The organism is Chengkuizengella marina, from assembly GCF_009910845.1.
GTDB lineage: Bacteria > Bacillota > Bacilli > Paenibacillales > KCTC-33759 > Chengkuizengella > Chengkuizengella marina.
This window is the reverse complement of record NZ_SIJB01000014.1, coordinates 25,565-39,997: the sequence shown is the minus strand read 5'-3', so window position 1 is coordinate 39,997 and position 14,433 is coordinate 25,565. Positions and strand designations below refer to the sequence as shown.

General features: G+C 35.7%; 11 protein-coding genes. 7 read left to right on the top strand and 4 right to left on the bottom strand.

The annotated features are described in order from the left end of the window. Nucleotides 1-363 precede the first annotated feature (363 nt). Together ERL59_RS05780 and ERL59_RS05775 are read left to right on the top strand one after the other, a co-directional pair. Nucleotides 364-2,034: a M4 family metallopeptidase gene (locus ERL59_RS05780; protein ID WP_160645241.1), complete on the top strand. Its 1,671-nt coding sequence runs from the start codon at nucleotides 364-366 to the stop codon at nucleotides 2,032-2,034. Between the two features lie 216 nt (nucleotides 2,035-2,250). Further along, complete coding sequence (locus ERL59_RS05775) at nucleotides 2,251-2,895, top strand: TVP38/TMEM64 family protein (protein WP_328699909.1); 645 nt, start codon at nucleotides 2,251-2,253, stop codon at nucleotides 2,893-2,895. Nucleotides 2,896-3,094: 199 nt separating this feature from the next. Here the strand turns inward: ERL59_RS05775 and ilvD are convergent, their stop codons facing one another. Next, nucleotides 3,095-4,780, bottom strand: coding sequence for a dihydroxy-acid dehydratase (gene ilvD / locus ERL59_RS05770; RefSeq protein ID WP_160645240.1), 1,686 nt, complete (start codon nucleotides 4,778-4,780; stop codon nucleotides 3,095-3,097). Nucleotides 4,781-4,937: 157 nt separating this feature from the next. Here ilvD and ERL59_RS05765 point away from each other — a divergent pair, with 157 nt between their 5' ends. The 5 genes from ERL59_RS05765 (at nucleotide 4,938) to ERL59_RS05745 (ending at nucleotide 8,711) form a co-directional block, all read left to right on the top strand. After that, nucleotides 4,938-5,912, top strand: coding sequence for a peptidoglycan DD-metalloendopeptidase family protein (locus ERL59_RS05765; RefSeq protein WP_160645239.1), 975 nt, complete (start codon nucleotides 4,938-4,940; stop codon nucleotides 5,910-5,912). Nucleotides 5,913-5,932: 20 nt separating this feature from the next. Continuing rightward, nucleotides 5,933-6,415, top strand: coding sequence for a bactofilin family protein (locus ERL59_RS05760; RefSeq protein WP_160645238.1), 483 nt, complete (start codon nucleotides 5,933-5,935; stop codon nucleotides 6,413-6,415). Between the two features lie 344 nt (nucleotides 6,416-6,759). Beyond that, nucleotides 6,760-7,089, top strand: a complete 330-nt coding sequence (locus tag ERL59_RS05755; protein ID WP_160645237.1) for a hypothetical protein — start codon at nucleotides 6,760-6,762, stop codon at nucleotides 7,087-7,089. Between the two features lie 137 nt (nucleotides 7,090-7,226). Beyond that, nucleotides 7,227-7,529: a hypothetical protein gene (locus ERL59_RS05750; RefSeq protein WP_160645236.1), complete on the top strand. Its 303-nt coding sequence runs from the start codon at nucleotides 7,227-7,229 to the stop codon at nucleotides 7,527-7,529. 171 nt (nucleotides 7,530-7,700) lie between these two features. Then, nucleotides 7,701-8,711 (top strand): polysaccharide deacetylase family protein, encoded by a 1,011-nt coding sequence (locus tag ERL59_RS05745; protein WP_160645235.1) that lies wholly within the window; start codon nucleotides 7,701-7,703, stop codon nucleotides 8,709-8,711. A gap of 36 nt (nucleotides 8,712-8,747) precedes the next feature. On the opposite strand, the gene ERL59_RS05740 is transcribed toward ERL59_RS05745, so the two are convergent. The 3 genes from ERL59_RS05740 to ERL59_RS05730 all read right to left on the bottom strand — a co-directional run bounded on the left by ERL59_RS05740 (nucleotide 8,748) and on the right by ERL59_RS05730 (nucleotide 14,421). After that, nucleotides 8,748-10,535 (bottom strand): acyl-CoA dehydrogenase family protein, encoded by a 1,788-nt coding sequence (locus ERL59_RS05740; RefSeq protein ID WP_160645234.1) that lies wholly within the window; start codon nucleotides 10,533-10,535, stop codon nucleotides 8,748-8,750. A 122-nt stretch (nucleotides 10,536-10,657) separates the two neighbouring features. After that, nucleotides 10,658-11,836, bottom strand: a complete 1,179-nt coding sequence (locus ERL59_RS05735) for an acetyl-CoA C-acyltransferase (protein WP_160645233.1) — start codon at nucleotides 11,834-11,836, stop codon at nucleotides 10,658-10,660. A gap of 212 nt (nucleotides 11,837-12,048) precedes the next feature. After that, nucleotides 12,049-14,421: a 3-hydroxyacyl-CoA dehydrogenase/enoyl-CoA hydratase family protein gene (locus tag ERL59_RS05730; protein ID WP_160645232.1), complete on the bottom strand. Its 2,373-nt coding sequence runs from the start codon at nucleotides 14,419-14,421 to the stop codon at nucleotides 12,049-12,051. Nucleotides 14,422-14,433: the final 12 nt, after the last annotated feature.

The window sequence follows — 14,433 nt, the reverse complement described above, 5'->3', positions numbered from 1 at the left end:
ATAATTTAATTTGAGTATTTGACAATATACGACACCATTCAACAATTATTCCCTTGCATATTACTTTTTCCACTTCTGAAGTAATTTTAAAATTTCAAATTATTCTGTATGTCAAATAAGTTACTAAGTCATAACTTATTTACTAGAATTTATTACTATCCCAGTATTCACTTACCAAAAAAATTACCTCATAGGCATATCTTCCATTTTTAATTTTAAATCTTTATTTATAAAAATGAGAAAGCGCTTTCAGAAGGAAAGTAATGTGAATTGTTAAACGGTTATTTTATAAAGGAGCGAGGTGAAATTGTTTCATATTCAAATACTCAACTCTAGTAATCTGTAAAAAAGAGGAGAGATTATGTGAATAAAAAATTACTTGCTGTTTGTTTATCCTTAAGTTTAGTTCTAGCTATCTTCATCCCCCAAGCAAGTGCAAAACCAGATATTTTTGAAAAAATAAACAAAAGTGAGAAATCTTTAACCCCTGAATTCGTCTCTGGTAAATTAACAGAAAAGTCTAACAAAAAACCAAAAGACGTTTTGTTTGGATACTTAAATACAAAAAAAGATGTTTTCAAATTTGCTGATTCTGCGGAAAGTGATTTTGTTGTCATGGATGAGTTTGTGGATGAGTTAGGATTTACTCATTTAAGATTAAAGCAGGAATTTAAAGGAACACCTGTATACGGAAGAACCTTTACAGCTCATATTGATCAGTCTGGCGTGTTAACCGCGTTTTCTGGAACTGTCGCTCCTGAATTAGATAAAAAATTGAAAAAGGATAAAAAGGTAAAGAAAAAAGAAGCATTTTCAATTGCTGAAAAAGATCTTAATTCTTCCTACTCTGAAACACCATCCTATATTATGGATCCAACTACAGAAGAAGTAATATATGTAAAAGATGATGAATCTTACTATGCATTTCACGTTAATTTTAAATTCCTTTACCCTGAAATAGGAGACTGGAGTTATTTTGTGGATGCAGTTACAGGTGACATCTTAGATAAATTTAATCAATCGTTCAAAATTGATTCTGTAGGGACAGGTACAGGTGTATTAGGCGATGTAAAATCGTTAAATACAGATAAACAAGGTAATACCTATTATTTACAAGATAACACGAGAGGAGATGGCATATTCACTTATGATGGTGAAAATGTACATCAGAGAATATTAGATAGATCTCTTCGTCAAATTATGCGTTATCTTCCAGGTACTTTATGGAGTGATAGTGATAACGTATTTAATAGTTCATATGACAATGCAGCAGTTGATGCACACTATTATGCTGGATTAGTTTATGATTACTACCTAGAGAAGTTTAATCGTGATAGTTTTGATAATCAAGGCGCAGCGATTAAGTCTACTGTTCATTTTGGAAGAAATTACAACAATGCAGGTTGGTTAGGTGAGCCTCTAAATCAAATGATGTATGGAGATGGAGATGGTGTGAATTGGCTTCCATTCTCTGGAGCATATGATGTGATTGCACATGAAATAACACATGCAGTGACAGATAGAACTGCGAACTTACTTTATCAAAATCAATCAGGAGCAATAAATGAAGCTATGTCTGATATATTTGGCGTATTAGCAGAGAATTGGGCTGGTTTAGGACCTGACTGGTTAATGGGAGAAGACATTTATACACCTAACATTCCAGGAGATGCTTTGAGATCATTAGCTGATCCAACTTTATTTGGTGACCCGGATCATATGGATGATTTTGTACAACTACCTAATACAAGAGAAGGTGATTGGGGCGGAGTACACATAAACAGTGGAATTATTAATAAAACAGCTTATTTATTAAGTGAAGGCGGCAACCATGGTGGCGTTACCGTAAATGGTGTTGGGCAAGATAATATGGGTGACATATTCTATCGTTCTTTAACGCAGTACCTAACGGAATCTTCTACTTTTAGTCAGCTCCGTTCTGCAGCAGAACAATCTGCTACTGACTTGTATGGAGCAAATAGTTCAGCGGTTACATCTGTACAGCAAGCTTTTGATGCTGTAGGGATTAACTAATATACATCTTAGATCAACATAATAAAGATTTTTTTCTCCAACTCCCTTTATCGATATTTATTACTTCGATAAGGGGAGTTCATTTTTGTTGCAAAACTTCAACTCTATCTAAGATTGTCTTATAATAGTTGTAAGAAAATCTTTTTTTTGTCATAACAAATGATTTTATGAGAATAATATACGTATCCTAAACATCATTTATGGAATCATAGAGAGGTGCATAATATCGACTTATTAGATTTACTATCCAACATATCAGAAGAGGATATCCTCTTATTTATAGAGAAATATAAAGCTTTTGGACCACTTCCAGGAATTTTACTACCAATGTTAGAGTCATTTATTCCTATTTTACCTATTTTCCTCATTGTTTTGGTAAATGCTCAAGTATATGGGCTTGGTTTAGGTTTTTTATTTTCGTGGCTAGGCATTACAGTAGGAAGTTATAGTGTCTTTATGATTAGCAGAACTTTAGGTAGAAAATTATCTTCTTACATAGACCAAAGGTTTTCAACAAAAAGAAAATATCAATTTATGAGAAAATATAAAGGGAACATCAAGAAATCAAGACGATTCTTTCATTGGATAGAAAAAAGAGGTTTTACTGTTATTTTTACTTTAGCATGTCTGCCTTTTGCACCAACATTTTTAGTAAATGTCGTATCAGGGTTATCTGAAGTATCAAAACGCACCTTTTTTATTGCTACACTTTTAGGAAAAGCCTTTATGAGTTTTCTCGTATCATTAGTAGGTTATGATTTATTCTCTATTGTGCAAAATCCATGGAAGGTCATATTTACATTGGGAATTTTTTTGCTTATCTGGATCGGAGGCAAGAGATTAGAAATGAGATATGTATAGCCCTTAATAGAGGAAATGATGATTATTTTAACATTGTTTTTGCTCGAAAAAAGAAGATAGCGGGAATAAATGTGTCGAATTCCCGCTATTTTTTAGTTTGAGGCATGATATAAGTACGATCTGGACATTTTCCTTCTAAGTTAACTAGGATAGTTCTCACTACTTAGATGGACGTTTATCATTTTAAATTACAGTATGTTTAGTCTGTTACAGCACCTTTAGAAGCAGAAGATACTAATCTTGCGTATTTATTCAATACTCCTCTGGAATATCTTAAAGGACGCTCTTTCCATTGTTCTTTACGTTTATTCATTTCTTCTTCAGAAACATCCATTTTAATTTCCTGTGTTTCACTATCAATTGTAACCAAGTCGCCCTCTTCAAGAAGTCCAATAGGTCCTCCTACTTGCGCTTCTGGTGCAACATGTCCTACCACAAAACCATGAGTACCTCCTGAAAATCTTCCATCTGTCATCAATGCAACGTCTCCACCTAAACCTTTTCCGATCACAATAGCAGTTACAGATAACATCTCAGGCATACCTGGTCCACCTTTTGGACCCGTATAACGGATGACAATCACATCACCTTTATTAATTTTATCTGCTAGCAATGCTTCAGTAGCCGCTTCCTCAGAATCAAATACTCGAGCAGGCCCTGTAATTTTTTTCATTTTTACACCTGACATTTTTGCTACAGCACCTTCAGGTGCTAAGTTTCCTCTTAATACAACAAGAGGTCCTTGAGGTTTCAAAGGATTGTTGAATGGACGAATCACATCTTGACCTTCTTTTAACCCTGGGAGTTCAGCTAAGTTTTCAGCAAGTGTTTTACCAGTAACCGTAATACAATCTCCGTGAAGTAGACCTTCTTCAAGAAGCAACTTCATCACTGCTGGTACTCCACCAACATTTGATAAATCCTGCATCACATATCGACCACTTGGTTTTAAATCTGCTAAATGTGGTACACGCTCACGGATACGCTCAAAATCCTCAAGTTGAAGATCAACATCCACCGCATGAGCAATAGCAAGTAAATGAAGAAAAGCATTTGTAGATCCACCTAAAGCCATCACGACTATTATTGCATTTTCAAACGCTTTTTTTGTCATAATATCTCTTGGATAAATTTCTTTTCTTAATAAATCAACTACAGCCTGTCCAGCTTTATTACAATCATCCTCTTTTAAATCGGCAATCGCTGGGTTAGAAGAACTACTTGGAAGACTCATTCCCATAGCTTCAATAGCTGAAGCCATGGTATTGGCAGTATACATTCCACCACATGAACCTTGGCCTGGACATGCATGACATTCAATATCTTTTAATCCTTGTGCATCAATGTCACCTTTATTATACTGACCTACTGCTTCAAAAGCAGAAACGATGTCTAGATCCTTCCCTTCCCATTTCCCAGGTTGGATCGTTCCTCCATATACAAAAACAGCTGGTAGATTCATTCGACCAATCGCAATCATACATCCAGGCATGTTTTTATCACAGCCACCAATGGCAACAACACCATCTAATCGTTCCGCACCCATTACTGTTTCAATTGAATCAGCGATGACTTCACGGCTAGGCAATGAGTAAAACATACCTTCATGTCCCATTGCAATACCGTCTGATACTGTTATTGTATTAAATATTAATGGAGCTCCTCCACCTTTAGATACTCCTTCTTTAGCTTGAATGGCAAGTTTATCGATATGCATATTACAAGGTGTGACCTCACTCCAAGTACTAGCTACCCCTACCATCGGTTTTTTAAAATCTTCATCTGTAAATCCTACAGCTCTTAACATCGCACGATTTGGAGCTTTATTGGCACCTTCACTGATCACTTTACTGCGTATTCTTAAATCTTTTTCATTCCCTGCCATGTGTAACGTTTCCTTTCTGTTTTATTTATACCCTTAATCGTAATCTACAACAAATACTTTAGTCAAGTAAAAGATTTAAGGATTTTGTTCGTATATCCCGTCCGGATGGAACATATATTTAACTTACGAGAATATTTCAAACTTAAGAGGGGTTCCCATGAAAAAGAATAAGTTCACCTTTATGCTTATCCCGAATGCTGAGCAGTCCATAAGGAGAATTCGATTCCCGCCTTATTTGCTAATTGTAATCCCTGTAACTATTGTTCTTATCATTCTCATCACGATAGGTTGGCAGTATAACCTCCATCTCCAATCAGACACTGAAATTAACGAGCTAACAGAACAAATTATAACGAATAAAAACTCATATCAAGATACGATCCAAGAAAAGGATCAAACGATTGAACATTTACAAGATGACATATTAGAACTTACATCTGAAGTAGACAATATCAAAGAACAAGTTGATGAGTTGAAACAATTAGAACAAGACCTATTAAATTTAAAAGAAGATGTATCCTATTCCATAAAGGATCTATTAGAAGAATATAATGAGATAGAACAGTTTTCTATAGGAGTAGGAGGACAAGAGCTTCCTATCAGTGAGTATTTGGAAAACTTAATTAACGAGTCTGATGATTATGTAAATGAACTTAAAAAAGAAGTGAATATTTTATCTAGTAATCTTGAAGAAATCAAAAAAAAGATGCAAAAAAAGGTTGATTTATTAAAAATAACACCCTCCATATGGCCAACCAAATCAAGAAGAATATCTTCTTGGTATGGAATTCGTAAAGACCCTTTTACAAATGTGAATAGTCTTCATACAGGTATAGACATAGATGGAAACTATGGCGATACCATATTTACAACAGCAGATGGAACCGTTGAAGAAACAGGATATGATCATCAACTAGGTAATTATATATTGATAAACCATACAAATGATGTAAAAACGTTATACATGCATTTATCAAAGATATTAGTGAAAGAGGGCGTCTCCGTAATAAAGGGAGAGAAAATCGGTTTAATGGGATCAACTGGACGAAGTACAGGATCTCATCTACATTATGAAGTCTTACTTCGTGGGAATCCTACTAATCCATTTCCTTATTTAGAAGGCGAAAGATGAAATTAAAGGAGATCATTTATATGTTTAAAAAATCAGAAGCAAATCCCAATTCAATTGACACTGTAATTGGAAAAGAAACCACCTTTGAAGGAGAATTAAAAACAAAAGCCAGTTTACGAATTGAAGGTCAATTTTCTGGAGACATCCAATGCGCTGGGGATCTAGCCATTGGAGTAGATGCCAATGTTCAATCTAATATTAATGCCAAAAATGTTATCAATGCAGGTATTATACGAGGAACCATTAACACTAGTGGGTTATTATCTATTACTAATACAGGTAAAGTATTTGGTGACATTTCCGTAGGTTCAATTAAAGTTGAAGAAGGTGGAATCTTCTCAGGTGAGAGCAAAATGGAAGAGCAGAAAAACGTAGCCATCATTTCTAATGAAAATCATTCTGATAAGCAATCAGATGTAAAAACAATTATGCACAAAATTAAAAAAGAAAAAGCAAAATCCCAGTCTGTAAAAAATGAACAGGTTTATCAAATGGATAGATAATTGAAACAGTGCGAATAACGAATGAAAAAGTTATTCGCACATGTTTGGTTCCTTCTTATAACATGGTGTCCACTCACTTATTTAAATCAGTGTTTCATCCACTCATCACAATGTATGATAAAAGATGATGGAAGGTGATGATTATTTTTAGGTACATCACCTCTAACCCTCCTGCACAATTTTAATTTTAAAGTAATTACAAATAAACTTTTTGGTATATTTCAAAAATAGACAGATATCCAAGCACAAGAGCATAACAGTGCATACAATATCATGAAATATCCTATTCAAAGGTTGTTAAATTACTTTTATACAGGTTGTGTATAGAAAGGAGGAAATATATCATGAGAGAGATATATCCTATAACTGAGGAAACATGTTCTCCTTGTGTAGGTCAGCATGTATGCGCTGTATTACATGACGGAACTACGGTACATGGTTATCTTCAAGATGTTTCAGGAGGATGTTTACATTTTGAGGCTGGTTATGACGGACCCTCTAACATCTCGACTACAAGTTCTAAAAAAGCAAAAGCTCAGCTTAAAAATGCAGCAGATGATAAAGCTTCGGTCTCCTTTGCGCCATTTTTTGGGGCGCGGTTTGCTCTAGGTTTTGCAGCTATCGCGGCATTATTTTTAATACCATTTGCAGTTGGAGCATTTTTATTTATTTAAAAATTATGTGCTTAAGGACATCTCACTTATGGGTGTCCTTTTATTTAGGATTTTGTTACTATATTAATTAAACGAGCAATTCCTTATGTTTCTTGTATTCATTAAATTTACTATTTTCTATTTTAGGGGGAATATGCATGGCATCAAAAAATTTAAAATGGTTGACAGGTGGATTAGAAGCTATATTAGGCATACCTGTAATTGGTGGTTCCATCGTAATTGGGTTTGCTTGGACACCTTTAATGGTCATGCTTTTGTTACATATTGTTACATTAGCAGTTTGTTCAAAAGAAGGCTCAACAAAAACGCCTAGTATTGTTGGTATCATAACCTCATGTATCGCGTGGATTCCTATTGTAGGCATGATTATGCATATCGTAACAGCGATATTATTACTCATGAGTGCTGCTAGATCTTCCTCTCAAGTTTCACGTTATTAATCAGAATGATTTTTAACATTTAAGAATTGGAACCTTTTCAGATAATATCGAATATTTTTATGACAAAAGGTGACAAAACCGCGAGGTTATTGTCACCTTTTTGTTACCCTTTCCTAGGCTCTTTTTTCTATTATAGAAATAGATAGATTACAGGGAAGGGGAATCAAACTCATGTTTCAACAACCAGAATTACTGACAAGGTACAAACAAGAGCAGAAGATAAATAAGAGAAATACTAAACCATTTAAAATAAAGAGAGTGGCAGTTTTATTCATTCTTAGCATTTTTATTTTTATTAGTTTACAACCCATTACTTTAAGTGATTCTACACAATTATATTCAAATAATAGACTACCCCAACCCGATTTACAAAAAGATGATAAACAGCCCATTGATTCTTTAGCATTATCAAATTTAGAGAAACAAGATAACCACATAAATATAAATGAACAAAACCAACAGTTTATTCAAAATGAAGAAACTAATTTAAATACTGATAAAATTGAGGTTGAATCAATAACTTCCAAGCAAAAAAATGAAGAAGCTAGACAAGACAATTCGGATGTCAGTGCAATAATAGAGGAAAATAAAAAAATAGTTTACTTAACCTTTGATGATGGTCCAAGAGCTGTTTCAAGTGATATTTTACAACTATTAAAAGAGTATGATATTCAAGCCACATTTTTTATGTTAGAACCAAGTATGAGGAAATTCGCTGAATCAGTACAGCAAATGGTAGACGATGGTCATTCCGTTGGGTTACATGGTGTTACACATCATAAAAACTCATTCTATGCCTCTCAAAGTTCTGTTATAAATGAAATGAATATAGCTAAGCAAACCTTAAAAGAAATAACAGGGGTTGAATCTTTTTTAATTCGTACTCCATATGGAAGCAAACCGTTTATGACGGATGAATATATGAATGAAGTGAGTGAAAATAGTTACCTGCTTTGGGATTGGAATATTGATAGTTTAGATTGGAAATTTCAAAGTGAACAATATGTTGATCATGTTATCAAGCAATTAAAACAAAAAGAAAATTCAGTTGAACCCATCGTTATACTTTTACATGAAATCCCTGAAACATATGAACATCTACCTTTATTATTAAATTATCTTGTGGAAAATGGGTATGAATTTGGGGTACTAAATGAAAGTATGGAACCCATTCAATTTTAAAAATAGGTATCCCTTAAAGTAGACGATAACAAAAACTTAAACAACATATTTTTTACTATCAATGATCCTAGCTGCAATTTGACGTTTGACGGGGAGTAAGTTTCTTGGATTATAGCGTACTAATTTTTTCATCATTGCCAATGTCATTTTTAATTCATCTCCGCTCTCTGTCATTACAAACGCATCCTTTGCCATATGCTGGATCTTTGCGAAACTTTCTTGGGTAAATGCGGCTGTAATATTCCATTTTTGTTTGGCTCTTATGATGCCTTCTTTATCAATCGCTTTTTTCGTCCTTATCATGACGGATTCCATCGCATAAATTTGAATAGCTAGATTTGCAATGATTTCTATAATCTCTTGTTGTTCCTCCAACTGTTGTTTGAATTGTTTGACTGTCTTTCCTACTACCATTAAAAAGATTTTTTTAGCGGAGTTTAATATCGCTTTTTCTTGCAAAAGCGGTACTCCCTCATCTGGTGTAGAAGGAATATAGGTAACTAATTCCTGTTCTAGTTTTTTTACCGCTTCCATAAGTGGAAGTTCCCCTTTCATTGCTCTTCGAAACAACTGGTTTGGAATCAACAAGCGATTAATTTCATTTGTGCCTTCAAAAATACGATTAATTCTAGCGTCTCGATAAATTCTTTCGATTTTATATTCTTGTGTAAATCCATAACCCCCATGAATTTGTAAACTTTCATCAGCCACATAATCCAAGCACTCTGTTGCAAACACTTTGTTCATTGAACATTCCATCGCATATTCAGCAATGCCTTTGATTACTTGGTTTGCATGATCTTCTATATTTAAATTTAAACTTCTTCTCGCTGAATCCATTAACCCACCAGTGCGAAATACCATGCTCTCAGCCGCATAAGTATATATCGTCATGTCTGCTATTTTTTTCTGTATTAAAGGAAATTCAGTTAGTGTTTTATTGAACTGTTTTCGCTCGCAACCGTATTGTACAGCAAGCTCTATCGCCCATTTGCTTGAACCAACACAACCTGCAGCCAGTGAATAACGTCCTAGATTTAAAATATTAAAGGCGATCACGTGACCTTTTCCGACCTCGCCTAATACGTTTTCAATAGGAACATGCACATCTTCCAAAATAAGCTGACGAGTGGAAGAACCCTTGATACCCATTTTTTTCTCCTCTGCTCCAGTGGAGACACCCTTAAACTTTTTCTCTACAATAAATGTGGAAAAATGTTTACCATCTACTTTCGCATACACGATAAATACGTCTGCAAAAGCTGCATTCGTAATAAATTGTTTCGTACCTGTTAAAACGTAGTGTGTAGCATCCTCACTTAACACAGCTGTGGTTTTTGCATTCAAAGCATCGGAGCCTGAAGAAGGTTCAGTTAAACAGTAGGCAAAAATTTGCTCCCCACTTACTGACAAAGGTAAGTATTTTTGTTTTTGATCTTTTGTGCCAAACAAAACGATGGGTAAAGTCCCAATCCCAATGTGAGCTGCAATAGTTAATGAATAAGAACTGCAGCGTATCATTTTTTCAGAAATTAAAGTGGAACTAATTCGATCTAAATTAGTCCCACCATACTCTTCAGGAACGGAAGCCCCTAACAATCCTAATTCTCCTGCTTTTTTAACCAACTTTACTAACAAGGTGAAGTCCTGTGTTTCCAAAACATCGTCATAGGGATCAATTTCTTGATCAATAAAGCTCTCAGATAAGTTTGCAATCATAAGATGCTCTTCAGTACAATCCTCTGGTGTAAAAACTGTAGACACATCCACCTCACTTAGTAAAAAGCTACCACCTTTCACGAGGTTATTCGCTTTCATAATCATCCGTTGTCAAAAAAGAATGAAGTTCGCATGTCATTATTCATGAAGTTATACAATATGTTTTGACAAACGTCCCTCCCTTCTTCATTTTATAAACGAAAACAAACAAGAAATGGTTTTTTACATCAAACAAATTCAAATACTCCAGCAGCTCCCATACCCCCACCAATACACATGCTTACCACTCCATATTTACTCTTTCTCCGTCTTGCCTCATATAATAAAGTGGTTGTTAATTTTGATCCAGTACAACCAAGTGGATGCCCTAAAGCAATGCCTCCTCCATTAACATTCACTTTATCAATATCTATTCCTACCTGTTCAATGACTGCTACACATTGTGCAGCAAAGGCTTCATTTATTTCAAAAAGATCTATATCCTGCAACGTTAGCCCTGCTTGTTTTATCGCTTTGGGTATCGCATCTACAGGACCTATACCCATGATCTCAGGTGCAACACCTGATACTGCAAAGGATCGAAATATGGCCATCGGTTTTAAACCTAATTGCTCTGCTTTTTCACGAGACATGACAACGACGGCCGATGCCGCATCATTCATTTGCGAAGAGTTTCCTGCAGTTACTGTTCCTTTTGTAACAAAAGCAGGTTTTAATCTTGAGAGCACTTCCAGAGAAGTATCAGGACGCACTCCTTCATCAGTTTCAAATAAAAAGGAGGTCTGCTCTTGTTTTCCATCTTTATTTATGAACGTTTGTGTCACTGATACAGGGACAATCTCCTCTTTAAATTTCCCCTCATTGATCGCTAAGGCCGCTTTTTGATGACTTCTTACAGAGAAAGCATCTTGTTTCTCTCGGTTGATATCATATTTTTTCGCTACATTTTCAGCAGTAACTCCCATTTGGATATATACCTCAGGACGTGAATCTACTAAAAACGGATTTGGTTGTGGTTTAAACCCTGACATGGGAACATGACTCATGCTCTCCACCCCACCAGCTACAATCACTTCTGCAGAGCCGCATTGTATTCGTTCCGCTGCAAAAGCAATGGATTGTAAACCAGAAGCACAAAATCGATTCACAGTTAATGCGGGTACGTGATCCGGTAAACCTGCACGCAAAGATATAATCCTTCCCATATTTAAACCTTGTTCACCTTCTGGCATTGCACATCCGATGATAACATCTTCAATTTCCTGCTTCTTTAAACCCGCTGTACGATGAATCACTTCTTCAACAACTAAACCCCCTAAATCCTCTGCACGAGATTGAGCAAGTGAGCCTTTATGAGCTTTCCCCATTGGAGTTCTAACTGCTGAAACAATTACTGCTTCCTTCATTCTATCCCCTCCTCAAAACAGTCTTATTATTATGTGTTCAAAAATTTCCGTTTTCAGCACCGAGAAGATTGTGCGAAGATGCAGGAGCTGGAGCGGAGTGTAGTGTTTGGTTACATGAGCACCGGACTTCAAATGTGAGTGCAATATTCGATGTCGAAATTACTTCCTTGAGCCACTTCGTGATCAAAAGGGTATTTTTTGAACAACCTCTATTAGTTACGTAACGGTTTTCTAGTTAACAGCATGTGTTGTATACGTTCTTGTGACTTTGGTTCACCACATAAACTTAAAAAGGCTTCAAGCTCTAATTCCAGTAAATATTTTTCTGTAACTAAACTATTCGCCGCTACCTTTCCACCAGATAAAATGTTAGCTAGATGTGTGCCGATTAATTCATCATGCTCACTAATAAATCCGCTCATTTTCATTTGATATAATCCCATCTTCAATGCAGCGAGTCCTGGTTCACCCACAACTCTAACTTTCTTTGGTGTTGGCGGCTCATAACCTGCAATGGACATCCCAAGTGCCGCTTGTTTTGCATCATAAATTAAATGATCCGGGTTCATGGTTATTCGATCTGATGCTCTTAATAAACCAAGCTCCTTCGCCTCCGCTGCACTCGTAGAAACTTTAGCCATGCCAATCGTTTCAAATACACGATTAACAAATGGTAATAAATCAATGGTTTTATCCATATCCACAGAAACGGTCGATCGGACTAACATTTCTTTAGTGCCTCCGCCTGCTGGAATTAAACCAACCCCCATCTCAACTAGACCCATGTAGGTTTCAGCAGATGCTTGCACATGAGAAGACGGTAAACAAACTTCTACACCACCACCTAGTGTCATACCAAACGGAGCGGTGACAATCGGTTTTTCAAAATACTTTAGTCCCATCGCCATTTGATGAAAACCTTGTATCATTTGTTCAATTTCATACCAATCTTCATCTTGTGCCGCCATCAACAGCATCATTAAATTGGCACCTACACAAAAGTTCTTCCCTTTTTGATGACCAATGACTAATCCACGATAATTTTTACGAACTTCCTCTAAAGCGATAGGAACCATTTGTAAAACATCAGGTCCTATCGTATTGTTCATAGAATGGAATTGTAGGCACGCGATATCGTCTCCAATATCAAACAAACTAGCCCCTGTATTGCTCTTGATCACTCCATTTTTTTCTTTGATTTGATCTAAGGAAATGATCTCTTTCGCGATTTCTTTTTCTTTTAAACCACCATCCATTTGAATATAAAAGGTTTTATCACCTTGTTTTTCATAAAAAGAAGTTTTCCCAGTGGCCAACATTGATTCAATCCAAACAGGGATGATCTCTCCTTCCTCTTTCATTCTTGAGACGGTATCTACAACGCCAACTGCATCCCAAGCTTCAAATGGTCCAAGCTCCCAATTAAATCCCCATTTCATAGCTTCATCTACAGCTCGAATATCATCTGATATTTCCGGGACCTTATTTGCAGCGTATAACCAACCTTTCTTCATTAATTCCCAAGTAAATTTTCCGCCTTTATCATCTGACTCAATCAGGACTTTCAACTTGTTTTTTAGTCCCTTTGTATCTTTTGCTGCTTCTATGGAACTCAAATTACTTTTACTTCTAGGAATATACGTTTTATTTACAACATCAAGTTCTAATATCACCTTTCCTGTATCCGTGCGCTTTTTCTGATAAAAACCAGACCCTGCTTTATCCCCAATGTATCCTTGTTCGACCATGTATTCCATCAGTTCTGGGACTTTAAATATTTCCTTTTCTTCAGGATCTGTTACATTTTCATACACTGTATTAGCAACTAAAACAAACGTATCAATACCAACTAAATCCAACGTACGAAATGTAGCACTTTTGGGTCTCCCTATTAAAGGACCTGTCAATTCATCTACTTCAGATATTGTCAGCCCTAGTTTTTCCATCTGTTTAAGAGAGCATAAAAGACCATAGGTACCAATCCGATTGGCAATAAAGTTAGGTGTATCTTTTGCGATGACTACCCCTTTTCCTAATTTCTTCTCACAGAAGTTCTTCATAAAAGATACAATGTTCGGATCTGTATGTTTTGTAGGGATAAACTCAAGCAGTTTCATATATCTAGGGGGATTAAAAAAATGAGTGCCTAAAAAGTGTTTTTTAAACTGCTCGGAGTTACTTTCACATATGGCATGAACTGAAATACCTGAAGTATTAGAACTCACAATGGTGCCCGGGTACCAATGCAGTTCTATTTTTTTGAAAAATTCTTGTTTAATTTCAAGATTTTCTATGATGACTTCGATCACCCAATCCACATCTGTAATACGATGTAAATCCTCATCAAAATTACCTATCTCTATACGATTTAAAACCTCTTTTGTGAAAAGGGGACTTGGTTTGTTTTTTAATAGATTTTTTTTAGAAGCTTCAACGATGTCATTCATTTTGTTCGGATCTGTCTCTCCCTTTGGAGCCATATCTAACAGTAAGGTTTGAATGCCTACATTCGCTAAATGTGCAGCGATTGCCGCACCCATCACACCTGACCCCAAAACAGCAGCTTTACGAATTGTTCTCTCCATGATAACCACTCC